24 protein-coding genes are annotated in these 22,732 nt (G+C 71.9%); 15 read left to right on the top strand and 9 right to left on the bottom strand.

Annotated features, from left to right (window positions below; all coding sequences use genetic code 11):
• Positions 1–52 precede the first annotated feature (52 nt).
• Complete coding sequence (dapE, locus tag ACIA6T_RS15390; protein ID WP_399447001.1) at positions 53–1,132, top strand: succinyl-diaminopimelate desuccinylase; 1,080 nt, start codon at positions 53–55, stop codon at positions 1,130–1,132.
• Between the two features lie 109 nt (positions 1,133–1,241).
• Complete coding sequence (locus ACIA6T_RS15395) at positions 1,242–2,000, top strand: TIGR00730 family Rossman fold protein (RefSeq protein WP_399447002.1); 759 nt, start codon at positions 1,242–1,244, stop codon at positions 1,998–2,000.
• Positions 2,001–2,148: 148 nt separating this feature from the next.
• Here ACIA6T_RS15395 and folP read toward each other — a convergent pair whose 3' ends face one another.
• Entirely contained in the window at positions 2,149–3,009 is an 861-nt protein-coding gene (gene folP, locus ACIA6T_RS15400) for a dihydropteroate synthase (protein WP_399447003.1), read from the bottom strand.
• Positions 3,010–3,146: 137 nt separating this feature from the next.
• Here folP and ACIA6T_RS15405 point away from each other — a divergent pair, with 137 nt between their 5' ends.
• Positions 3,147–3,509 (top strand): DivIVA domain-containing protein, encoded by a 363-nt coding sequence (locus ACIA6T_RS15405; protein ID WP_399447004.1) that lies wholly within the window; start codon positions 3,147–3,149, stop codon positions 3,507–3,509.
• Complete coding sequence (locus ACIA6T_RS15410) at positions 3,506–4,105, top strand: DNA-3-methyladenine glycosylase I (RefSeq protein WP_399447005.1); 600 nt, start codon at positions 3,506–3,508, stop codon at positions 4,103–4,105. Before ACIA6T_RS15405 ends, ACIA6T_RS15410 begins: the two co-directional genes overlap by 4 nt.
• A gap of 80 nt (positions 4,106–4,185) precedes the next feature.
• Here the strand turns inward: ACIA6T_RS15410 and ACIA6T_RS15415 are convergent, their stop codons facing one another.
• Entirely contained in the window at positions 4,186–4,989 is an 804-nt protein-coding gene (locus tag ACIA6T_RS15415) for an enoyl-CoA hydratase/isomerase family protein (protein ID WP_399447006.1), read from the bottom strand.
• A gap of 380 nt (positions 4,990–5,369) precedes the next feature.
• On the opposite strand from ACIA6T_RS15415, the gene ACIA6T_RS15420 reads away from it, so the two are divergent.
• Positions 5,370–5,537 (top strand): DUF3117 domain-containing protein, encoded by a 168-nt coding sequence (locus tag ACIA6T_RS15420; protein WP_003966491.1) that lies wholly within the window; start codon positions 5,370–5,372, stop codon positions 5,535–5,537.
• Between the two features lie 102 nt (positions 5,538–5,639).
• On the opposite strand, the gene ACIA6T_RS15425 is transcribed toward ACIA6T_RS15420, so the two are convergent.
• Entirely contained in the window at positions 5,640–6,338 is a 699-nt protein-coding gene (locus ACIA6T_RS15425; protein ID WP_399447230.1) for an O-methyltransferase, read from the bottom strand.
• Between the two features lie 277 nt (positions 6,339–6,615).
• Here ACIA6T_RS15425 and sigE point away from each other — a divergent pair, with 277 nt between their 5' ends.
• From sigE to ACIA6T_RS15450, 5 genes are all read left to right on the top strand, one after another.
• Positions 6,616–7,275: an RNA polymerase sigma factor SigE gene (gene sigE, locus ACIA6T_RS15430; protein ID WP_073932592.1), complete on the top strand. Its 660-nt coding sequence runs from the start codon at positions 6,616–6,618 to the stop codon at positions 7,273–7,275.
• A complete protein-coding gene (locus ACIA6T_RS15435) occupies positions 7,272–8,228 on the top strand; it encodes an anti-sigma factor family protein (RefSeq protein ID WP_399447007.1) in 957 nt (318 codons plus the stop codon). The genes sigE and ACIA6T_RS15435 overlap by 4 nt, the downstream gene beginning before the upstream one ends.
• Before the next feature lie 130 nt (positions 8,229–8,358).
• Complete coding sequence (locus tag ACIA6T_RS15440; RefSeq protein WP_399447008.1) at positions 8,359–10,476, top strand: trypsin-like peptidase domain-containing protein; 2,118 nt, start codon at positions 8,359–8,361, stop codon at positions 10,474–10,476.
• 126 nt (positions 10,477–10,602) lie between these two features.
• A complete protein-coding gene (locus ACIA6T_RS15445; protein ID WP_399447009.1) occupies positions 10,603–11,040 on the top strand; it encodes a sec-independent translocase in 438 nt (145 codons plus the stop codon).
• Positions 11,041–11,266: 226 nt separating this feature from the next.
• Positions 11,267–11,941 carry a hypothetical protein gene (locus ACIA6T_RS15450; RefSeq protein WP_399447010.1) on the top strand — a complete coding sequence of 225 codons (675 nt, stop codon included), beginning with the start codon at positions 11,267–11,269 and terminating at the stop codon, positions 11,939–11,941.
• 62 nt (positions 11,942–12,003) lie between these two features.
• Here ACIA6T_RS15450 and ACIA6T_RS15455 read toward each other — a convergent pair whose 3' ends face one another.
• Genes ACIA6T_RS15455 through ACIA6T_RS15465 form a run of 3 tightly spaced genes read right to left on the bottom strand, consistent with a single transcriptional unit; the run spans position 12,004 to position 15,074 of the window.
• Complete coding sequence (locus ACIA6T_RS15455) at positions 12,004–13,137, bottom strand: Mrp/NBP35 family ATP-binding protein (RefSeq protein ID WP_399447011.1); 1,134 nt, start codon at positions 13,135–13,137, stop codon at positions 12,004–12,006.
• A gap of 43 nt (positions 13,138–13,180) precedes the next feature.
• A complete protein-coding gene (locus ACIA6T_RS15460) occupies positions 13,181–13,789 on the bottom strand; it encodes a DUF1003 domain-containing protein (RefSeq protein ID WP_073932326.1) in 609 nt (202 codons plus the stop codon).
• Positions 13,779–15,074, bottom strand: coding sequence for a magnesium transporter MgtE N-terminal domain-containing protein (locus ACIA6T_RS15465; RefSeq protein ID WP_399447012.1), 1,296 nt, complete (start codon positions 15,072–15,074; stop codon positions 13,779–13,781). Before ACIA6T_RS15465 ends, ACIA6T_RS15460 begins: the two co-directional genes overlap by 11 nt.
• A 215-nt stretch (positions 15,075–15,289) precedes the next feature.
• On the opposite strand from ACIA6T_RS15465, the gene ACIA6T_RS15470 reads away from it, so the two are divergent.
• Positions 15,290–16,045: a hypothetical protein gene (locus ACIA6T_RS15470; RefSeq protein ID WP_399447013.1), complete on the top strand. Its 756-nt coding sequence runs from the start codon at positions 15,290–15,292 to the stop codon at positions 16,043–16,045.
• Here ACIA6T_RS15470 and ACIA6T_RS15475 read toward each other — a convergent pair.
• Entirely contained in the window at positions 16,042–16,563 is a 522-nt protein-coding gene (locus tag ACIA6T_RS15475) for a hypothetical protein (RefSeq protein WP_399447014.1), read from the bottom strand. The two genes, ACIA6T_RS15470 and ACIA6T_RS15475, sit on opposite strands and share 4 nt — an antisense overlap.
• Positions 16,564–16,595: 32 nt before the next feature.
• Entirely contained in the window at positions 16,596–17,717 is a 1,122-nt protein-coding gene (locus tag ACIA6T_RS15480; RefSeq protein WP_399447015.1) for a magnesium and cobalt transport protein CorA, read from the bottom strand.
• Positions 17,718–18,212: 495 nt separating this feature from the next.
• Between ACIA6T_RS15480 and ACIA6T_RS15485 the strand changes: the two genes are divergently transcribed.
• Complete coding sequence (locus ACIA6T_RS15485) at positions 18,213–18,797, top strand: suppressor of fused domain protein (RefSeq protein WP_399447016.1); 585 nt, start codon at positions 18,213–18,215, stop codon at positions 18,795–18,797.
• A 30-nt stretch (positions 18,798–18,827) separates the two neighbouring features.
• Here the strand turns inward: ACIA6T_RS15485 and ACIA6T_RS15490 are convergent, their stop codons facing one another.
• On the bottom strand, positions 18,828–20,105 hold the full coding sequence (locus tag ACIA6T_RS15490) for an MFS transporter (RefSeq protein ID WP_399447017.1): 1,278 nt from the start codon (positions 20,103–20,105) through the stop codon (positions 18,828–18,830).
• 163 nt (positions 20,106–20,268) lie between these two features.
• Between ACIA6T_RS15490 and ACIA6T_RS15495 the strand changes: the two genes are divergently transcribed.
• From ACIA6T_RS15495 to ACIA6T_RS15505, 3 genes are all read left to right on the top strand, one after another.
• The gene (locus tag ACIA6T_RS15495; RefSeq protein WP_399447018.1) at positions 20,269–20,910 is read left to right on the top strand and encodes a DUF6758 family protein; all 642 of its coding nucleotides are present in this window, start codon (positions 20,269–20,271) and stop codon (positions 20,908–20,910) included.
• Between the two features lie 232 nt (positions 20,911–21,142).
• Positions 21,143–22,000, top strand: a complete 858-nt coding sequence (locus ACIA6T_RS15500) for a PHP domain-containing protein (RefSeq protein ID WP_399447019.1) — start codon at positions 21,143–21,145, stop codon at positions 21,998–22,000.
• A 52-nt stretch (positions 22,001–22,052) separates the two neighbouring features.
• Positions 22,053–22,658, top strand: coding sequence for a MarC family protein (locus ACIA6T_RS15505; protein ID WP_399447020.1), 606 nt, complete (start codon positions 22,053–22,055; stop codon positions 22,656–22,658).
• Positions 22,659–22,732 lie beyond the last annotated feature (74 nt).

Raw genomic sequence — 22,732 nt, forward strand, 5'->3', positions numbered from 1 at the left:
TGAGCCAGGTGCGGACAGTGGTCCGGACGCCCGGCGCGCTAGGGTCGACGGCATGGCCGACACCCCGCTTGACCTCACGTTGGACGCCGCGCGCCTGACCGCGCAGCTCGTCGACTTCCCCTCCGTCAGCGGCACCGAGAAGCCGCTCGCGGACGCGATCGAGAACGCGCTGCGCGCCCTGCCGCACCTCACGGTCGACCGCCACGGCAACAACGTCGTGGCCCGTACGCGGCTGGGGCGCCCGGAGCGGGTGATCCTCGCCGGCCACATCGACACGGTCCCGATCGCGGACAACGTCCCCTCCCGGCTCGACGGCGACGGCGTGCTGTGGGGCTGCGGCACCTGCGACATGAAGTCCGGCGTGGCCGTCCAGCTGCGCATCGCGGCCACGGTTCCCGCGCCCAACCGCGACCTGACCTTCGTCTTCTACGACAACGAGGAGGTCGCCGCCGACCTCAACGGCCTGAAGCACGTGGCCGAGGCGCACCCCGAGTGGCTGGAGGGCGACTTCGCGGTGCTCCTCGAACCCTCCGACGGACAGGTGGAGGGCGGCTGCCAGGGCACGCTGCGGGTGCTGCTGAGGACCACCGGTGAGCGCGCCCACTCCGCGCGGAGCTGGATGGGCTCCAACGCGATCCACGCCGCCGCCCCGATCCTCGCCCGCCTGGCCGCCTACGAACCCCGCTACCCGGTGATCGACGGGCTGGAGTACCGCGAGGGCCTGAACGCGGTCGGCGTCTCCGGGGGAGTGGCCGGCAACGTCATCCCCGACGAATGCGTCGTCAGCGTGAACTTCCGCTACGCCCCCGACCGCAGCGAGGAGGAGGCCCTCGCCCATGTCCGTGAGGTCTTCGCGGACTGCGGGGTGACGGACTTCGTCGTCGACGACCACAGCGGCGCGGCGCTGCCCGGCCTGTCCCACCCGGCCGCGGCTGCCTTCATCGAGGCGGTGGGCGGCACCCCGCAGCCCAAGTACGGCTGGACGGACGTCTCCCGCTTCTCGTCGCTGGGCATCCCGGCGGTCAACTACGGTCCCGGCAACCCCCACTTGGCGCACAAGCGGGACGAGCGCGTGGACACCGCGAAGATCCTCGCGGGGGAGGAGCGGCTGCGGTCCTGGCTGACGGCGTGACGCGGACCGGGTTTGCGCCGCTGTGTTCCGGACATGCTCAGGTCCCTCGTACGTAACCCCTGTGGATCTACGCTGAGGTGGAACGACTGGCACGACGGAGGGAGCGCACATGGCTACCGGCAACCCCGAGGGGAAGCAGCAGCCGCCGGACGAGAAGCGCCTGGGGCCGGTCCTCCGCCGGCGGGGCCAGGTGCAGACGAGCACCACCGACCAGCGGCTGCTGGACGAGCGCGCGCCCGCGGAGTGGGTGCACACCGACCCCTGGCGGGTGCTGCGCATCCAGTCGGAGTTCGTCGAGGGCTTCGGCACGCTCGCCGAACTGCCGCCCGCCATCAGCGTCTTCGGTTCGGCGCGCACACCGGTGGACTCGTGGGAGTACGAGGCCGGTGTCCGGCTGGGCCGGGGCCTGGTCGAGGCGGGCTTCGCGGTGATCACCGGCGGCGGCCCGGGGGCCATGGAGGCGGCCAACAAGGGCGCGCTCGAGGCGGAGGGGATGTCGGTCGGCCTGGGCATCGAACTGCCCTTCGAGCAGGGGCTGAACCCCTACGTCGACATCGGTCTGAACTTCCGGTACTTCTTCGTCCGCAAGATGATGTTCGTCAAGTACGCCCAGGGCTTCGTGGTCCTGCCCGGCGGCCTCGGCACCCTGGACGAACTCTTCGAGGCCCTGACCCTCGTCCAGACCCAGAAGGTCACCCAGTTCCCCATCGTGCTGTTCGGCACGGAGTACTGGGGCGGTCTGGTCGACTGGCTCCGCGGCACGGTCATCGCCCAGGGCAAGGCGGCGGAGAAGGACCTGCTGCTGTTCCACGTCACGGACGACGTGGAGGAGGCGGTGGCCCTGGTCTCGAAGGAGGCGGGCCGCTAGAGGTCTTTTGAGGGGCGCCTTTTCGACGTGCCGAGTCGGGTGGCCGGGTGGGCAAAGGCCGGGGGCCCGGGGGCGGAGCCCCCGGGGACGGGGAGGGAAGGGGCGGCGGGGGCGAAAACCCCCTACGCCAACCCCCTACGCCAACCCCCTACGCCAACCCCCTCCGGGCGACAGCCGGCTCCCGCTCCCCGGCGATCGCCGACACCATGTCCAACACCTGCCGGGTCTCGGCCACCTCATGCACCCGGTACACCTGCGCCCCCAGCCACGCGGACACCGCCGTAGTGGCCAACGTCCCCACCACCCGCTCCTTCACCGGCCGGTCCAGCGTCTCCCCCACGAAGTCCTTGTTGGACAGGGAAACCAGCACCGGCCACCCGGTGGAGACCATCTCCCCCAACCGCCGGGTCGCCTCCAGACTGTGCCGCGTGTTCTTCCCGAAGTCGTGCCCCGGATCGATCATCACCGACTCCCGGGGCACCCCCAGCGACACCGCCCGCTCCGCCAGTCCCACGGTCACGTCGAGAATGTCGGCCATGACGTCGTCGTACGTCACCCGGTGCGGCCGGGTCCGCGGCCGGGCGCCGCCCGCGTGGGTGCACACCAGCCCCGCCCCGTACCGCGCGGCGACCTCCGCGAGCCGCGGATCGACCCCGCCCCACGCGTCGTTCAGCACGTCCGCGCCCGCCTCGCACACGGCCTCGCCGACCTCGTGCCGCCAGGTGTCCACGCTGATCACGACGTCCGGGAAGCGCCGCCGCACCTCGGCGACGAAGCCGACCGTCCGCCGCGCCTCCTCCTCGGCCGTGACCTCCTCACCCGGCCCGGCCTTCACCCCGCCGATGTCGATGATCGCGGCGCCCTCCGCCACCGCCTGCTCCACCCGCACGAGCGCCGGCTCGTCGCGGAACGTGGCGCCCTGGTCGTAGAAGGAGTCCGGGGTCCGGTTCACGATCGCCATGATGACCCGCTCGTGCGGTGCGAATTCCCGCCTGCCCAGCCTGAGCATCCCCTGTGACCTCTTCCTCGTACGATCCAGTTCCGGGCCGCCTTTCGAACGCCCGGCGGCCCCGACTGCCAGACTCGCATGGCACGATCGGAGCCACACATCCGACTCCGACTCGTCCGACCGTGGGGGCCCCGGCGATGGTTATGTTCCTGTTCCTGGTCGTCGCGCTCGCCGTGGTGGTCGCCGCGGTGACCCTCGCCGTGGTGGGCGGCGGCGACAACGCCCCGCTGCCCGAGGCGGACCCCGAGCGCCTGCGGGACGCCCTGCCGCCCGACCGGCCGGTCAACCGCGCGGACGTGGACGGCCTGCGCTTCCCGCTCGCCGCCCGCGGCTACCGCATGGCCGACGTGGACGACGCCCTCGGCCGCCTCGGCGCGGAACTCGCCGAGCGCGACGACCGGATCGCCGATCTGGAGTCCGCGCTGGCCGGCGCCCGCGCCGCCGCGGCCCGCACCTCCATGGACAAGCCGGCCCCGCACCGCGAGGACGAGCAGCCGTGAACGACGAAGCAGCCGCTCCCACGGGCTCGGACGGCCTCCCGCGCTGCCCCTGGGCACTGTCCACCCCGGACTACGTGACGTACCACGACGAGGAGTGGGGCCGCCCGGTCCACGGCGACGACGCCCTCTTCGAACGCCTCAGCCTGGAGGCGTTCCAGTCGGGCCTGTCCTGGATCACCATCCTGCGGCGCCGCCCCGGCTTCCGCGCCGCCTTCGCCGAATTCGAGATCACCAAGGTCGCGGAGTTCACCGACACCGACCGCGAGCGCCTGCTGGCCGACGTGGGCATCATCCGCAACCGCGCCAAGATCGACGCGACCCTCGCCAACGCGCGCGAGCTGGCCGGGTGGGCGCCCGGTGACCTGGACGCCCTGATCTGGTCCCACGCCCCCGACCCGGCCGGCCGCCCGGCACCGAAGACCCTGGCCGACGTCCCCGCGGTGACCCCGGAGTCGACGGCCCTGTCCAAGGCCCTGAAGAGACGGGGCCTGCGCTTCGTCGGCCCGACCACGGCGTACGCCCTGATGCAGGCCTGCGGCCTGGTGAACGACCACTTGGAGACGTGCGTGGCAAGAAAAAGCCCGTCCGGCGATTGAGGACGAGGCCCTTCAGGCCGACACGGGGGTCCGGGTGGCGGAGTCCCCGGTAGAGGCCCGCCCCGCACAGGGGCGAGGGCTCACCGCCCCGAATACTTCGGCTTCTCCTTGTTCACGAACGCCCGCACCGCGATCGCGTGGTCCTCCGAGGAGCCCGCCCGGGTCTGGAGCTCGTCCTCCTTCTCCAGGGCCTCCTCCAACGAGTGGCTCAGCCCGTACGCCACGGACTCCTTCAGCGCCGCGTACGCCACCGTCGGTCCCTCGGCCAGCGCCCGCGCCACCTTCTCCGCCTCCGCGCGCAGCTCCGCCGCCGGGACCAGCCGGTTGGCGATGCCCAGCTCGTACGCCTCCTGCGCGGAGATACTGCGCGGGAAGAGCAGCAGGTCGGTGGCGCGTCCGGGGCCGATCACGCGCGGCAGCGTCCAGGAGATCCCGGAGTCCGCGGTCAGCGCGACCCCGGCGAACGAGGTGTTGAACGCCGCCGTGTCCGCGACGATCCGGTAGTCCGCGGCCAGCGCGAAGCCGAAGCCGGCGCCCGCCGCGACCCCGTTCACCGCCGCGACCACCGGCTTCGCGGCCCCGGCGATCGCCTTCACGATCGGGTTGTAGTGCTCGCGCACCGTGCTCATGGTCTGTCCCGAACCGGTCTCCCGGTCCTCGATCAGCAGCCCGATGTGCTCCTTGAGGTCCTGTCCGACGCAGAACGCCCGGTCCCCGGCCGCGGTCAGCAGCACGGCCCGTACGGCGTCGTCGTCCGCGGCGGACCGGACCGCGTCCCGGAGGGCGACCTTCGCCGCGACGTTCAGCGCGTTCATCGCCTGCGGGCGGTTGAGCGTGATCGTCGCGAGTCCGTCGCTCACCTCGTAGAGCACGGTGTCGGCCATGGCGTATCCCTCCGTGTGGCGGCTCGGGACCTACCGGCCGGTACGTCCCCGTCTGCAGGACAGCATGACGGAGATCACCGGCCGTGGCGGGCGGCCGACGTGTGACCTGCGTCAAACGAATCCGGTCCGTTTCCGATCACCAGACGTGCGCGCGGTGGCGCAGTATCACAGTCACATCGCCGAATTGAGTGGTTTTGCTCGCGCGCGTTGCCCAAGCGATGCCGACCGATGTTGGTCATCGGGTCCCGCCATGCGGGATAATGGCCTGGAAGCAATGTGTTCGATGCCGGTGGCGTGTGTCCTGCTTCAAGGACCGCAGGTGCCCTTCAGTGGGCCGTCGGCTCAGACGGTTTAGCCGGGTTTCAGGAAGGGGAACGAGCATGGCGGCCATGAAGCCGCGGACGGGTGATGGCCCGCTCGAGGTGACCAAGGAGGGGCGGGGCATCGTCATGCGCGTTCCGCTCGAAGGCGGCGGTCGGCTCGTCGTCGAGCTGACCCCGGACGAGGCCGACGCGCTCGGCGACGCCCTCAAGAAGGTCGTCGGCTGACGCGCAAGCGACCATACCCTTCCAGCCGCCCCGGCGCCGCACGCGGTGCCGGGGCGGCTGTTTCGCGTACGGGCGAAAGGACGCGCGGGCCGGCTCCGCCGGTCACCGCTTGACGACGCAGAGCAGCCCGTCCCCCACCGGCAGCAGCGAGGACACCAGTTCCGTGCTCTCGCGTACGGTCCGCACCAGCTCCCGCAGGCGCAGCACCTCCGTGGGCTGCGGTCCGGAGTCCACCGTGCGTCCGTTCGCGAAGAGCCCTTCGAAGGCGACCAGGCCTCCCGGGCGCAGCAGACGCAGCGATTCGGCGAGATAGTCCTGGTACTCCTGCCGGTCGCCGTCGCAGAAGACCAGGTCGTAACCGGCGTCCGCGAGACGGGGCAGGACGTCCAGCGCGCGGCCCGGGATGAAGCGGGCCCTGTTCCCGGCGAAACCGGCGTCGCGGAACGCCTGGCGGGCGGACTGCTGGTGCTCCGGCTCCTGGTCGACCGTGGTCAGCACCCCGTCCGGCCGCATCCCGTGCAGCAGGTGGATCCCGGAGACTCCGCAGCCGGTGCCGATCTCCGCGACCGCCTTGGCGTCCACGCTGGCGGCGAGCAACCGCAGCGCCGCGCCCGTGCCGGGCGACACCGAGCGCAGCCCGGCGTCACGGGCCCGGTCACGGGCCCAGTGCAGTGCTTCGTCCTCGGCGACATAGGCGTCGGCGAACGCCCAGCTCGTCTGCCGGTTGGCGGTAATGACCCTCTCCTGTCCCCGTGGAAGCCTCGGCGTGACTGTATCCGTTGGCGTCGGGAACCCGCAGATGGGACCGGTCGTTTAAAGGGATGAGCAAGTGGCGTGTGCTGTGACGGGGGGGCAGGGAGTGGACGAGGACGCCGAGCAAGTGCTGACGCAGCCGTACGAGCCGTGGCAGCCCAGATCAAATTCTCGTAAAACCGCTTATCCGGAGCTAACGGGCGAGGTGGCTATGGTAGGGGCTCCACTGGACACCACCAGAGCCGATAGGGGAGGTGCGGCTGCGCCTGTGGATCGCGCAGGAGTGCTGTGGCGCTTCCTCGGGTCGGCGGGCAGGCCGAAATCCGTGAACAACACCGCTGCTGACCACGACCGCGCCGGCGACCCGGCCCAGACCGCGACTTTCTCCACCGACGCGGACGGGCAGGCGTGGACTCCGCCCACCTGGGAGGAGATCGTCAGCATGCACAGCGGCCGGGTCTACCGGCTCGCCTACCGCCTCACCGGCAACCAGCACGACGCCGAGGACCTCACCCAGGAGGTCTTCGTCCGCGTCTTCCGCTCCCTGTCGACGTACACGCCGGGCACCTTCGAGGGCTGGCTGCACCGCATCACCACCAACCTGTTCCTGGACATGGTCCGCCGCAAGCAGCGCATCCGCTTCGACGCGCTGGGCGACGACGCGGCCGAGCGGCTGCCCAGCAAGGAGCCCACGCCGCAGCAGGTGTTCAACGACGCCCACTTCGACGCGGACGTCCAGCAGGCCCTCGACACCCTCGCCCCCGAGTTCCGCGCCGCCGTCGTCCTGTGCGACATCGAAGGACTGTCGTACGAGGAGATCGCGGCCACCCTGGGCGTCAAGCTCGGCACCGTCCGGTCCCGGATCCACCGCGGCCGTTCCCAGCTGCGCAAGGCCCTCGCGCACCGCTCGCCCAAGGCGCGCGCGGAGCGCCGCTCCTTCGTGCCGCGTGTTCCCGCACTGGGAGGAGGAGGCGCGAGCGCGTGAGCGGTTCACGGCCGAAGTCTTCCGAGGGACACCTCGCAGAGCAGCACCTGGGAGACCGACTCTCCGCCCTGGTGGACGGAGAGCTCGGTCATGACGCGCGTGAGCGCGTACTGGCGCACGTCGCCACCTGCGCGAAGTGCAAGGCGGAGGTGGACGCGCAGCGCCGTCTGAAGAACGTGTTCGCGCAGGCGGCACCCCCGCCGCCCTCCGAGAGCTTCCTGGCTCGTCTCCAAGGGCTGCCGGCTGGGGGCGACCCCGGCGACGGCGGCCCGCCGCCGGGCGGCGGAGGGCTGCCGGGTGGCGCGCCGGGGCGGTTCGGCGGGGGCTCCGGGGTCTTCGGGACCAGGCGGGGCGAGCGCTTCGAGTTCGCCTACGAGCCCGTCCGGTGGCACGGGTCCGCGTTGCCGGACGCCGCGGGCGGCCGGGGCTTCGCCGTCCATGACGTCAGCCGCCACGAGAGCGACCGGCCGTCCTCCCGGCTGCGGTTCGCGTTCGTCGCCGCCGGGGCGGTGTCGCTGGCCGCGATCGCGCTCGGCGGGGTCACCGCCACGGGCACGCCCACCGACACGGAGGCGCGCGGCGCGGGCAAGGGCAGCAATGTCACGCCGATGCGCACGCAGGGCACGGGTGCGGCGGTGCCCGAGTCCCAGCGGCGTCGCGGCGCGGGACCGCTGCTGGGCCAGCCGACGGGGCAGAGCGCGCCCGCGGACACCCCGGTCGCCCCGACCGCGGTCTCCGCGCCGCTGCTGCCCGGCATCCCGGCGCCGACGGAGCACCACCCCGCGCCGGGCACGCCGATGACGGGCGGTGCGACGGCCGTGTCCCCGCTGATACGACCGCTCACCTCGACCCCGCCGCTCACCCTGACCACGTGGGCCGTCTCCGCCGGGCTCAAGGATCCCGGCCTTCTCACCGCGGGCACGACACCGGCTCCCACGCCCACGTCCCGCTGAGCCGTTCGGTGCGCGGGGGCGCGCGAACCTGGTTGAATCCAGGGGGCGCGCCCAGGCCCAGCCGGGTGCCGAGCCTGTAGTTTCGCGGCCACCGCCGTCGCGCGGTGCCGTGTCCAGCCGTGGGGAGAGCATGAACGAGGGGAAGCCGGGCCCACCGGGGGAGGAGCCGACCACGCGTCCCGAGGGACACGACGGCGACTTCGAACTGGCCCGCCCGCGCCGCGAGCCGGCCGCCGCCGGCGACGACCACGAGGGCGACTACGAACTGGACCGCCCCCTGCGGACCGAGGGCTCCGAGGGCCGGCCTGTCGAACCCGCCCCCGATCCTGTGACCTCGGACACACCACCCCCGGCCCCCGATGCCTCCACCGCCGGGACCGACGCCCCCGACGAGCCCGCCAGGGGCGTCTCCTCGTCCGTCCCGGCTCCCGCTGCCTTCCTCGCGGAGACCGACACCCCCGTCGGGTCTCCGCCCCCGTCCGTCCCGGCCTCCGGCACGTCCGGCACCTCCGCCGGGGGCGTGTCCCCGGCCGTCCCGGCTCCCGCTGCCTTCCTCGCGGAGACCGACACCCCTGCCGGGTCTCCGCCCCCGTCCGTCCCGGCCTCCGGCACGTCCGGCACCTCCGCCGGGGGCGTGTCCCCGGCCGTCCCGGCTCCCGCGGTCTCCGACCCGTCGCCGGTGGCTTTCGAGCCCTCCGCCCCCGGGCAGCAGACGCCCCTGCACGACCCCGACCCCTACAGCACCCCGCCGTACGGCGAACCGGGCCCCTGGGCACCCGCCCCGCCCGTACAGCACCCGGCGACGACACCCGCGCACGGGATGGCGCTCGCGGCGCCTCCCGCGCCCCCGGACACGACGCCCCACACCGGTCCCGCGCCGCAGGGCGCACTCCCGGTGCCTCCCTCGGGCCCGGGCGCAGCACCGCACACCGCCCCCACCGTGACGGACATGGCGCCGCACGGTACCCCCATGGTCCCCGTCGTCCCCGCGCAAGCGCACCCGGACAGTCAGGTGCCCCCGGTCCAGGACGCCCCGGCCGCCGACCCCTGGGGGCGTTACGACCCCTGGGCGGCTGCCGCCGCTGCCGCGCCGTTGCAGCAGGCCGGGCCCACCGTGGTCAGTGAGAAGCAGAAGCGCCGGCGGGCCCGGCGGGTACTGACCGGGGCCGCGCTGCTGCTCGCGCTCGTGTCCGGCGGCATCGGCGGGATCATCGGCACGTATCTGGAGCGCAACGGCGGCGTGGGCACCGTGGAGCTGCCGCAGGCCGGCAGGGAGGCGGCGGAGCGCGACCCCGGCAGCGTCGCCGGAATCGCCGCACAGGCGCTGCCCGGCGTCGTCACCCTGCACGTCAGCGGTGCCGGTGAGGCCGGTACCGGCACCGGCTTCGTGCTCGACGGGCGCGGCCACATCCTCACCAACGACCACGTCGTCGAACCCGCCGGGGACGACGGCGAGATCACCGTCACCTTCCACAGCGGCGACACCGCCGAAGCCACCGTCGTGGGCCGGGACAGCGGCTACGACCTCGCCGTCGTGAAGGTGAAGGGCGTCGGCGGACTCACCCCCCTGCCCCTTGGCAACTCCGACAACGTGCGGGTCGGCGACCCCGTCGTCGCCATCGGCGCCCCCTTCGACCTGGCCGGCACCGTCACCTCCGGCATCATCAGCGCCAGGGAGCGGCCCATCACCGCCGGCGGCGAGGAGGGCGAGGGCAGCGACGTGTCGTACGTGGACGCCCTGCAGACCGACGCGCCGATCAACCCCGGCAACTCCGGTGGCCCCCTGCTCGACGCCCAGGCCCGGGTGATCGGCATCAACTCGGCCATCCGCTCCGCCGGCGGCGGCGCCGACCCGGACGCCGGTCAGGCCGGCTCCATAGGACTCGGCTTCGCCATACCCATCAACCAGGGCAAGCGCGTCGCCGAGGAGCTGATCAACACGGGGAAGGCGACCCACCCGGTGATCGGCATCACCCTCGACATGCAGTACGGCGGCGACGGCGCCCGCGTCGCGGAGAAGGGCGGCGACGGCGGCCCCCCGGTCAGCACCGGCGGCCCCGGTGCCAAGGCCGGGATCAAGGCCGGCGACGTCATCACCGAGGTCGACGGCCGGAGTGTCCACTCCGGCGAGGAACTCATCGTCAAGACCCGTGCCCACCGCCCCGGCGACCGTCTCGAACTCACCCTGGAGCGGGACGGCGAGGAGCGGACGGTCACCCTGACGCTCGGTTCCTCGGAGGGCGGCTGAGGCGGATGAGCCCCGGGACAGTACCGGACGCACGGGGTGGACGGGTACCGTGGACCCGGCCCGGACCACGGAAGACCGCAGGCCGCCCCGGGGACCGAGGACCGAAGGCATCGCGAGGAGCTTCAGGTGTTCAATGACATAGGACCGCTCGAGCTGGTGACGCTCATCGTCCTCGCCGTGCTCGTCTTCGGTCCGGACAAGCTCCCCAAGGTCATCCAGGACGTGACGCGCACGATCCGGAAGATCCGGGACTTCTCGGAGAGCGCCAAGCAGGACATCCGGCAGGAACTCGGACCGGAGTTCAAGGACTTCGAGTTCGAGGACCTCAACCCCAAGACGTTCATCCGCAAGCAGCTGGACAACGACGACCTGGGGCTCAAGGAGATCCGTAACGGCTTCGACCTGAAGAAGGAGATGGCCGAGGTCACGGACGCCGTCCACGGCCGCGACACCGACTCCTCGTCGTCCGCCCCGTCCTCGTCCGGCGGCCGTGTGGACATGACCAAGAAGCCCGGGACGCCGCCGGCCGACGACCGCCCGCCCTTCGACGCGGACGCCACCTGAGCCGTCCGGCGCCGGGCCGTACGCCTCCGCGTACGTGACGTGTCTCATACTCCACCCGGATCCCGCACGGCCTGATCAGGGCGTTCGCGCGGCCCACGCGCCGGGCGGTTTCCCGGTCCGTGGCGTCAAGGTGGCTATGCTGCCGAGTTGTTGTGCGGAACGGACGAGTACGCCCGAAGGGGGGCGGGCCGCCCGGTCCGACGAGAGCGAGGAGGCGTCCGGCCACATGGAGACGACGAGTTCGGCAGTCGCGCAGGCGCCGGCCGCGGAGGACGGAGAACCCGTTCCCTCCGCCCGGCGTGCCGTCGACGGCTATCTGCGTGCGCCCTTCCCCTGGTACGGCCTCGACGAGGCCTTCACGGGACGGCGCTGGCTGATGCAGGTCGGACTGGCGGCCGACGGGGCCGTCGAGCACGGATCGGTCGGGCACGGCGACGAGCCCTCGGTGCGCAGCGAGTACACGGCCGGGACCGACCAGGAGACCAAGGAGAAGTTCGCGGTCGTGGTGACCGTGGCCGCCAACCCGGTGCGCCGCAGCGCCGACGGCACCGGTCTGCTGGAGGCCACCTCGGTCTCCTCCGCCGCCTGGCTCGCCGGGGTGGGGCTGCTGTCCTTCACCTGGCCCGGCCAGATGGACCACTCCCTGCGCGACGACTGGCTGGACCAGCAGACGGAGACCGCCTGGGTCCTCGCGGACGACCTGGAGGGCGAGGACTGGTCGACGCTGTCCCTGCCCGTGGACGGGGTGCCGACGCCGTTCCACTACCGGGAGTCCGAGTTCGGCTGGGTGCTCGCGGGCTCCACGCAGGCGGGCGTGCACGTGGGGGCGTACGGCAGGGGCATGAGCGCGTACGGCCTCGGCTTCGCCGTGGTCAAGGACATCACCGCGTACGACGCCTGACCGGGCAGGTGTACGCAAGGGCGCCGTCCGGTACCGGACGGCGCCCTTGCGCGTGAGAACCCTCAGAACTTGTTGCGCGGGGTGATCCCCAGCGACATGCCCGACAGGCCCCGCTGCCGCCCGCCCAGCTTGCCGGCGATCGAGCGGAGCGCCGAGCCCGCCGGGGAGTCCGGGTCGGACAGCACCACGGGCTTGCCCTCGTCGCCGCCCTCGCGCAGCCGGACGTCGATCGGGATGGCGCCGAGCACCGGCACGTTCGCACCAGTCGTACGGGTCAGGCCGTCGGCCACCGTCTGGCCGCCGCCCGTGCCGAACACGTCGACCATCTCACCGCAGTGCGGGCAGGGCAGGCCGGACATGTTCTCGACCACGCCGACGATCTTCTGGTGCGTCTGCACGGCGATGGAGCCCGCCCGCTCGGCCACCTCGGCCGCCGCCTGCTGGGGCGTGGTGACGACGAGGATCTCGGCGTTCGGCACCAGCTGGGCGACGGAGATCGCGATGTCACCGGTGCCGGGCGGCAGGTCCAGGAGCAGCACGTCCAGGTCGCCCCAGTACACGTCCGCCAGGAACTGCTGGAGCGCGCGGTGCAGCATCGGGCCGCGCCACACGACCGGGGCGTTGCCCGGGGTGAACATGCCGATGGAGATGACCTTCACGCCGTTCGCCGACGGCGGCATGATCATGTTCTCGACCTGGGTGGGACGCCCGTCCGCACCCAGCATGCGCGGCACCGAGTGGCCGTAGATGTCGGCGTCCACGACACCGACCTTCAGCCCGTCGGCCGCCATCGCCGCCGCCAGGTTCACCGTCACCGACGACTTGCCGACGCCGCCCTTGCCGGACGCGACCGCGTAGACCCGGGTCAGGCTGCCCGGCTTGGCGAAGGGCACCTCGCGCTCGGTCTGGCCGCCGCGCAGCGCGGTCGCCAGCTCCTTGCGCTGCTCGTCGCTCATGACGTCCAGCGTCACGTCGACCCGGGTGACGCCCTCGACCCGGGAGACCGCGTCCGTCACGCGCTGCGTGATCGTGTCCCGCATGGGGCAGCCGGAGACCGTCAGGTACACGGTGACCGCGACCGCCCCGTCCGCGCCGATCTCCACCGATTTGACCATGCCGAGTTCGGTGATGGGCCGGTTGATCTCGGGGTCGTTCACCGTCGCCAGTGCCTCGCGCACCGCGTCTTCCGTAGCCATACGGACGATGGTACGGCGCCGGGTACACCCGCCGGTAAGTACGTCAGTGGTCGTCTGCGTCACGTCCGGGCGGGTGTTCCGCCCGCATCGCCGGGAAAGAACCCTGATGGTCCTTGTGCCCGTTCTGCCGTCCCTCCAGTTCCTTGACCATGTCCTGGAGCTCCGAGCGGATCCAGTCCCGCGTGGCCACCTCCCCGAGCCCGATCCGCAGGGCGGCGATCTCCCGGGTCAGGTACTCGGTGTCCGCGATCGACCGCTCGTTCTGCTTGCGGTCCTGCTCCAGGTTGACGCGGTCCCGGTCGTCCTGCCTGTTCTGCGCGAGCAGGATCAGCGGAGCCGCGTAGGAGGCCTGGAGCGACAGCATCAGGGTCAGGAAGATGAACGGGTACTCGTCGAAGCGCAGCTCCTTCGGCGCGGACACGTTCCACACCACCCACAGGATGATGACGAACGTCATCCAGACGATGAACCGCCCGGTGCCCAGGAACCGCGCGACGCTCTCCGAGAGCCGCCCGAAGGCCTCCGGGTCCCACTCGGGCAGGATGCGGCGCCTGGGAGGGCGCGGCTGGTCCAGACGGGGCGTGCGCGGCCGTCCGGCGGCCGTGGCGCCCGCCGGCACGCGCTCGCGCACGCCGTCGCGCTCAGGAGCCATCGGTCACCACCCCCTCGTCCTCGTCCTCGTCGAGGTGGAACTCGGTCTCCCGCCAGTCGTCGGGCAGCATGTGGTCCAGTACGTCGTCCACCGTCACCGCGCCCAGCAGCGACCCCGCCTCGTCGACCACGGGCGCCGCCACCATGTCGTACGTGGCGAAGAACCCGGCGACCACGGGCAGCGCCGCGTCCGGGTCCAGGGGCTGGAGGTCGTCGTCGAGGATCGAGCCGACCAGCGTGTACGGGGGGTCGCGCAGCAGGCGCTGGAAGTGGACCGTGCCCAGGTACTTGCCGGTGGGCGTCTCCTCGGGCGGGCGGCAGACGTAGACCTGCGCGGCGTGCGCGGGGGAGAGGTCCGGCTCGCGGATGCGGGCGAGGGCGTCCGCGACGGTCGCGTCGGGCCGCAGCACGATCGGCTCGGTCGTCATCAGACCGCCCGCCGTGTGCTCCTCGTACGACATCAGGCGCCGCATGTCGGCCGCGTCGGAGGGCTGCATCAGGCTCAGCAGCCGCTCCTTGTCCGCCTCGGGCAGCTCGCCCAGCAGGTCGGCCGCGTCGTCGGGGTCCATGGCCTCCAGGACGTCGGCGGCGCGCTCCTCCTTCAGCTTGCCGAGGATCTCGATCTGGTCGTCCTCGGGCAGCTCCTCCAGTACGTCGGCGAGCCGGTCGTCGTCGAGGGCGGCGGCCACCTCCGCGCGCCGTTTGGGGGAGAGGTGGTGCAGGACGTTGGCGAGGTCGGCGGGGCGGAGCTGTTCGAAGGTGGCGAGCAGGTTCTCGGCGCCCTGCCCCTGCTCCTCCAGGGAGAACCCGGTGACGGCCGACCACTCGACGGTCAGCGCCTCGCCCTTGCCGCGCCGGAACGCGCCGCCCTTCTTCCCCTTGCGCACGAAGACCCGGTCGATCTCCCACTCGCGGCGGGCCGGGAGCTGGTGCACCGACAGGTCGAGGACGGTGACCTCCTCGCCGCTCTCCACGAGCGTCACCCGCCGGTCGAGCAGCTCACCGAAGACGAGCCGCTCGGTGGGCCGCTGCTCGAAGCGCCGCACGTTGAGCACCCCGGTCGTGATGACCTGGCCGGACTGCACGGCGGTCACCCGGTTCATGGGCAGGAAGATGCGGCGGCGGGTGGAGAGTTCGACCACCAGGCCGAGCAGTCTCGGCGGACGCCGGCCGGGCCGCAGGATGACGACCAGATCGCGCACGCGTCCCACCTGGTCGCCGGCCGGATCGAAGACGGCGACACCGGAGACGTGCGAGACGAAGAACCGGGGGGCGCCCCCTGCCATGGCCGCCACTCCTTCCCGTGCGGGGTCTTTCGTTGCCGTGTACTGCCTGCTGCGTCTGTTATCCGGATTGCCCGCTCGGACGGGCTTCAGGCTAGCCCGTACCGATCATCCGTGCGCCGGCGACCGGTCCGGACGGACTGGCTCCGTCCGGCCCGTCCGGCCCCGGTACTCTGCGGTACGCCGTTCAGGTCCCCCGTCAGAGAGGCAGCCCACCTGTGATTCCGATCTACCGGGGCCGTTCCCGCAGGGCCGTGCTGGCCGGCGCCGTGTGCGCGCTGCTCGTGACGGGGACGGCGCTCACGGGATGCTCCGAGGATCCGAACGAGGGCACCAACGGTGTCGGCAGACTCTCCGCCGACCAGATCCGGAGCAGATCCCAGAAGGCCGCCGAGTCGGTCACCGCCGTACGGCTGCACGGCACCGTGGTCACCAGCGGACACACGTACACGCTGGACATGCGGCTGAAGGAGGAGGGCGGCGTCGGCTCGGTCACCACCGAGGGGGAGACGTTTCGCCTGCTGCGGGTCGACGACGAGCTGTACCTGAAGGCCGGTGCCGAGTTCTGGGGTCACGAGGACGGCGAGGAGGACGACGGCAAGGCGGACGCGGCGGCGGCCGGCAAGCTCGCCGAGAAGTATGTGAAGGTGCCGCAGGACGATCCGTCGTACAAGAAGTTCATCGGCTTCACGGACAAGAACGTCCTCCTCGACGGTCTGCTGACCCTGCACGGCGAACTGGCCACGGACGGCCACCACGAGCAGTCGGGCGTACGCACCATCCGCGTCACCGGCGACGAGGGCTCCGGCGGCACCCTGGACGTCTCACTGGAGGGCAAGCCGTACCCGGTGCGCCTGGTACGCGCCGGCAAGGCGGGCACCCTCACCTTCTCGTCCTGGGGCACCGACTTCGACCTGAGGAAACCGGCCAAGGACGAAACCCTCGACTACGGCAAACAGCTTCCGACGTCCTAGGTCCGCCGCTTCTTCTTCTTGTTCTTGAGCAGCAGCCGGGGGAGTCCCGCCGGGACGGGGTGCCGGGTCGTCGCCGGTGTCGGCAGGGGGGTCCCGGCCAGGGAGCCGTCGGGGAGCGGGGCCGTCGCCCCGGTCGGCTCCAGGCGCAGGACGCGGCACTCGCGGGCCCAGCGTCCGGTCATCGCCTCGCCGTCGGGCGCGTTGAGCCGCTTGCCCTTGAGCTCGGCGACCGCCGCCTCCCACTCCTCGGAACCCGACGGCAGTTCCACGACCGTCGCCGTCCAGGAGACCAGCCGGCCGCCCTTGTCCTTGCTGCGGACCGTCACCTCGGCGGAGGCGCCGTCGGTCAGTCCCGGCAGCGGCTGCTCCCCGGGCCCGTCGCCGACCAGGCACGCGGCGCCCTCGTGCCACACGTGCCACAGCGCGCGGGCCGCGGCGCCGGGCGCCTCGACCCAGACGAGGCCGGACTTCTTCGTGGCCTCCTCGATGAGGGCCCGGTCGAGCAGCGCACTTCTCATGGGGCCAGCCTATCCAGGCGCTCCCGGAGCGCTCAGAGCCAGCCGTTGCGCTTCAGCGTGCGGTGGATGCCCAGACAGATGGCCACCGTGACACTGAGGACCGCCGGATAGCCGTACCTCCAGTGGGTCTCCGGCATGTAGTCGAAGTTCATCCCGTACACCCCGCACACCATCGTCGGTACGGCGACGATCGCGGCCCACGAGGTGATCTTCCGCATGTCCTCGTTCTGCGCCACGGACGCCTGGGCGAGGTTGGCCTGGAGGATGGAGTTCAGCAGTTCGTCGAAGCCGATGACCTGCTCCTGCACCCGGGCCAGGTGGTCGGCCACGTCCCGGAAGTACTTCTGGATGTCCGGGTCGACCAGCCGCATCGGCCGCTCGCTCAGCAGTTGCATCGGCCGCAGCAGCGGCGACACGGCCCGCTTGAACTCCAGTACCTCACGCTTGAGTTGGTAGATCCGCCCGGCGTCGGTGCCGCGCGGGGTGCCCTTGCGGCCCGGCGAGAACACCTCCGTCTCGACCTCGTCGATGTCGTCCTGCACCGCGTCGGCCACCGCGATGTAGCCGTCCACCACGTGGTCGGCGATGGCGTGCAGCACCGCCGAGGGGCCCTTGGCCAGCAGTTCGGGGTCGTCCTGGAGGCGGTGCCTGAGGGCCCGCAGGGAGCCCTGCCCGCCGTGCCGGACGGTGATGAAGAAGTCCCGGCCGGTGAAGCACATCACCTCGCCGGTCTCGACGACCTCGCTGCTGGCGGAGAGCTCGTCGTGGTCGATGTAGTGGACGGTCTTGAAGACCGTGAACAGGGAGTCGTCGTAGCGCTCCAGCTTGGGCCGCTGGTGGGCCTGGACGGCGTCCTCCACGGCCAGCGGGTGCAGCCCGAACTCCCGCGCGATCCCGGCGAATTCGGCCTCGTTCGGCTCGTGCAGGCCGATCCACACGAAGCCTCCGTCGCGGCGCACCAGCCGCATCGCCTCGTGCGGGGTGAGCGGGCCGCCCTCGGTGGTGAGGCGGCGGCCGTCGCGGTAGACGGCGCAGTCGACGACGGCGGTGGTCGTCGCGGGGTCACGGGTGGCGTCGTACGGGCCGCTCTCCTTGCGCAGCGAGATGCGGGAGGAGGGACGGACCACGGCGCGCAGGTCGCGGATCATCGACATGGCGGGCTCCTTCGCGGGCAGGCAACGAGAGGCGCCGGAACGACGGGTGGAACAACCCGGAATGAGGACGTCCTGGACTGCGGATGTTTGGCGCGTCCACAAAGCGGGGAGCACCGCACCGTCGCGGTGGCGGGCTTCGTCGCTGATACAGCTACTGGGGCAGATCAGGCAGAACGAAACAAAGTGCTCTTCCGGTGAAGACGCGCGGACGAAAGGCGGGAGCCAGACAGGAGCAGCTACATCAGCGGGCGGAAGAGCGGGTGCTACTGCACGGTCGACTTCGGTCCATGCCAGCCCCACCTCCTCCGGCCGGTCCCCCGTGAGGGACGATCCACGATCCCCTTGGGGGATTCCCCCCTCTGAATGGGGAGCGTCAAGGCGTTCGGGACGATCGGACGCTTCTGCGTGCTGCCCGAACCACCGGCCAAGCGTATCAGCCGACTGCCATGTCAAGGCTCTGCTTTGCCCGGTACTGACGAGTTCTATGCTCGCCGCATGGCTGATGTTCTTCCTCTGGTCGAGGCCCGGTTGCGTACGACGCTGGGCGAACCGGACGCCCGCGCGGCGGTCACCTTCCTGGGCACGGACCGTATCGAGGTGCTGCGCTTCCACGAGGGCGACCTCGTGCGCTACGCCACCCTCGGCATGTCCGCGCAGCCCATGACCGACCCCACGGCGGTGATCGCGGACCCGGTCAAGGGGCCGCGCGTCGAGCTGGTGCTGTCCGTCCGGGGCGGTGTCGCCGACACCGACAAGGTGCTCCGCCCGCTCGCCGTGCTCGCCGCGTCCCCGCAGGTCGAGGGTGTGGTCGTGGCCCCCGGCGCCTCGCTGGACGTGGGGGAACCGCTGTGGCCCGGCGCCCCGTTCACCTCGGTGCTGGTCGCCGAGCCGGGCGGCCTGGTGGAGGACCTGGAGCTCGACGGGCCCCTGGACCCCGTACGGTTCCTGCCGCTGCTGCCGATGACCCCGAACGAGGCCGCCTGGAAGCGGGTGCACGGCGCCCAGGCCCTCCAGGAGCGCTGGCTGAACCAGGGCACGGACCTTCGGGATCCGTCCCGCAGGTCCGTGCCGCTGGAGTGAGTGAGGTCACCGACGGCCGTCGGGAGCCGGTCAGTTGGCGAAGACGGTGACGCCGTCCTCGGTGGCGTGGCGCGGGCGCGGGCGCGGTTCCCCGGCGGTGGGGGTCCCCCCGCTCGAGCGGAGCCGAGAGTGGGGGAGGCTGAGCGCCCGGCGCCGTACGACGACCACCAGCGCGCCCAGCGCCGCCGTGACCGCCGCGACCACGAACGGGACGTGGACGTCGGTCCACTCCTCGATCTTCGGCGCGAAGAAGGGCGCGGCGGCCGCCGCGAACCAGCGCACGAAGTTGTAGCCGGCGCTCGCCACCGGCCGGGGCGCGTCCGACACCCCGAGCGCCAGCTCGGTGTAGACCGTGTTGTTCACACCGATGAGCGCGCCGGACAGGACGGTGCAGACGACGGCCGTGGTGTGGTCGCCGTAGCCGAGGACGAGCACGTCCACCGCGAGCAGCACCAGCGAGCCGCCCAGCACCTTCAGCGAGCCGAACCGCTTCTGCAGCCGGGGTGCCACGAGCACCGAGAAGACGGCGAGCAGCACGCCCCAGGCGAAGAACACCGCGCCCGACCGGTACGGGGACATGTCCAGCACGAACGGCGTGAAGGCCAGCACGGTGAAGAACGTGTAATTGTAGAAGAACGCCGAGACCGCCGCGGACGCCAGTCCGCCGTGCCCGAGCGCCCTGAGCGGGTCGAGCAGCGAGGTCTTGCGGGCCGGCTTCGGCTGCTCCCTCAGGAACACCGCGATGCACAGGAAGCCGACCGCCATCAGGGCGGCCGTACCGAAGAACGGGTAGCGCCAGCTCGCGTCGCCGAGCAGCGCGCCCGCCAGCGGCCCGCAGGCCATGCCGAGGCCGAGGGCGGACTCGTACAGCAGGATGGCCGCCGCGCTGCCCCCGGCCGCCGCGCCGACGATGACCGCGAGGGCCGTGGAGACGAACAGCGCGTTGCCGAGGCCCCAGCCCGCCCGGAAGCCGACCAACTCGCCGACCGATCCCGAGGTGCCGGACAGTCCGGCGAAGACCACGACGAGCGCGAGTCCGAGCAGCAGGGTCTTCCGCCCGCCGATGCGGCTGGAGACGAAGCCGGTCACCAGCATCGCGAGCGCGGTGATGAGGAAGTACGAGGTGAAGAGCAGGGAGACCTGCCCGGCGGTGGCGTCGAGGCCCTTGGCGATGGAGGGCAGGATCGGGTCGACGAGCCCGATCCCCATGAAGGCGACGACGGACGCGCCGGCCGTCGCCCACACGGACTTCGGCTGGCGGAGGATGCCGCCCGACCCCGTGTCGAAGGGGTCGTGGGGGTCGTCCATGGGTGCTCCAATCCCGGACACGGGGCGGTTGGCTGACTTGTCCACACGATAGATTAGCTAGGCTAATTAATGCAATGTACATCTAATTCCTCGCGTGGCCGGTTCCGCCCGGACGGGTGATCGTCCTTGACGTGGCGCGGCCGGGGTAGGACCGTGGGGCCCTATGAGGGGCGAACCCAGTTGCCCGAAGTGCGGTGGCCGGGTCAGGGCTCCCGGCCTCTTCTCGGATGCCTGGCAGTGCGCTGTGCACGGTGCCGTGCACCCGCTGCAGCCCGTGATACCGCCGAGCGTCGAGGCTCTCGAAGTCGCCGTGCGCCGCGCGAAGGTGCCGGTGTGGATGCCGTGGCCGCTGCCGGTGGGCTGGCTGTTCACGGGCGTGGCCAGCGCGGGCGACGACCGCGGCGGGGGCCGGGCGACCGCCGTCGCGTGCACCGGTCCAGGGCCGCTCGGCGGTATGGGTGAGCTCATCCTGGTCGCCGAGGAGCTCGGCGTGGGCCTCGGCGCGCGGTACGCGGGCGTCGAGGGTCCGGACCCGGGGCCGTACATGAACGTCGAGAAGCCGCCCCAGGCCAAGGTGCTGGCCGCCGGCCGCCCGACCCCGCTCTGGCACGTCGCCAAGACACCGGACGACCGCGCCGTCTTCGCGGGCGAGGCGCTCGGGATGTGGCTGTGGGCGGTGGTGTGGCCGGAGCAGTCCGGGCTGCTGATGTACGACGAACTGGTCCTCGCCGATCTGCGGGACGCGGGAGCCGAGGTGGAGCTGGTGCCCTGCGGTGCGCTGTCGCCGCGCTTGCTGGAGGCGTAGACGCCTGGAGGCATGGATGGCCTGGAGGTGTGGACGCCTGGAGGCGTGGATGCCTGGGGGTGTGGACGCCTGGAGGCGTGGATGCCTGGGGGGCGTGGATGCCTGGGGGTATGGATGCCACACAGCGGGCCGGTAGGGGGCGCACAGTGGGTTCGGGTGTGACAGGGGCGTGCGAAAATCCGGTTATCCTGGAGCGTCCCCGTCCGTCCGCCACCGCTTGGAGTAATGCGTCGTGCGTATCGATCTGCACACCCACTCCACCGCGTCCGACGGTACGGACACGCCGGCCGAGCTGGTCCGCAAGGCGGCCGCCGCCGGTCTCGACGTCATCGCGCTGACCGACCACGACACCACCCGCGGGCACGCGGAGGCGCTCTCCGTGCTCCCGGCGGGGCTCACGCTGGTCCCCGGAGCGGAACTCTCCTGCCGGCTCGACGGCGTCAGCATGCACATGCTGGCCTACCTCTTCGACCCCGAGGAGCCCGCACTGCTCGCCGAGCGCGAGCTGGTCCGGGACGACCGGGTGCCGCGGGCCCAGGGCATGATCGCCAAGCTGAACGCGCTGGGCGTGCCGGTCACCTGGGAGCAGGTGGCGCGGATCGCCGGCGACGGCTCGGTGGGCCGCCCGCACCTGGCCAGCGCGCTCGTCGAGCTGGGTGTCGTGCCGACCGTGAGCGACGCGTTCACCCAGGAGTGGCTGGCCGACGGCGGCCGGGCCCACATGGAGAAGCACGAGACCGACCCCTTCGAGGCCCTGCGGCTGGTCAAGAACGCGGGCGGGGTCGCCGTCTTCGCGCACCCCGCCGCGAGCAAGCGGGGCAGGACCGTGCCGGAGTCCGCGATCGCCGAGCTGGCCGAGGCAGGCCTCGACGGCATCGAGGTCGACCACATGGACCACGACCCGGAGACCCGGGCGCGGCTGCGCGGCCTCGCCAAGGAACTGGGGCTCCTGGTGACCGGCTCCAGCGACTACCACGGCAGCCGGAAGACCTGCGTCCTCGGCGAGTTCATGACGGACCCCGAGGTGTACGGCGAGATCACGCGGCGCGCGACCGGGGCGTTCCCGGTGCCGGGGACCGGCGGAGTCTGAGGCTTCCCCCCTCCTCCCCGCACCCTTTCACTCGTTCCTCAGCAAGGCTGTCATGCTCGACGTCGCCGTCTTCGGCTCTCTCTTCCTGACCCTTTTCGTCATCATGGATCCCCCTGGGATCACCCCGATCTTCCTCGCCCTGACCGCCGGCCGGCCCGCCAAGATGCAGAAGCGGATGGCCTTCCAGGCCGTCTGCGTGGCCGGTGGTGTGATCACCGTGTTCGGGCTGCTCGGCCACCAGATCCTCGCCTACCTGCACGTGTCGGTGCCCGCGCTGATGATCGCGGGCGGGCTGCTGCTCCTGCTGATCGCGCTGGACCTGCTCACCGGCAAGACCGACGAGCCCAAGCAGACCAAGGACGTCAACGTCGCGCTGGTCCCGCTGGGGATGCCGCTGCTGGCGGGGCCCGGTGCGATCGTGTCGGTCATCCTCGCCGTGCAGAAGGCCGACGGTGTCGGCGGGCAGGTCTCGGTGTGGTCGGCGATCCTCGCCATCCATGTCGTGCTGTGGCTGGTGATGCGGTATTCGCTGCTGATCATCCGGGTCATCAAGGACGGCGGCGTGGTGCTGGTGACGCGCCTGGCCGGCATGATGCTCTCCGCGATCGCCGTGCAGCAGATCATCAACGGCGTCACCCAGGTGATCCGGGGCGGCTGAACCCGGCCCGGACGCGCGGAGCCCCCGTACCGATGGCGGTACGGGGGCTCCGTGACGTACGTACTCGAGGACCC

Source organism: Streptomyces sp. NPDC051740 (assembly GCF_044453165.1).
Lineage (GTDB): Bacteria > Actinomycetota > Actinomycetes > Streptomycetales > Streptomycetaceae > Streptomyces > Streptomyces atrovirens.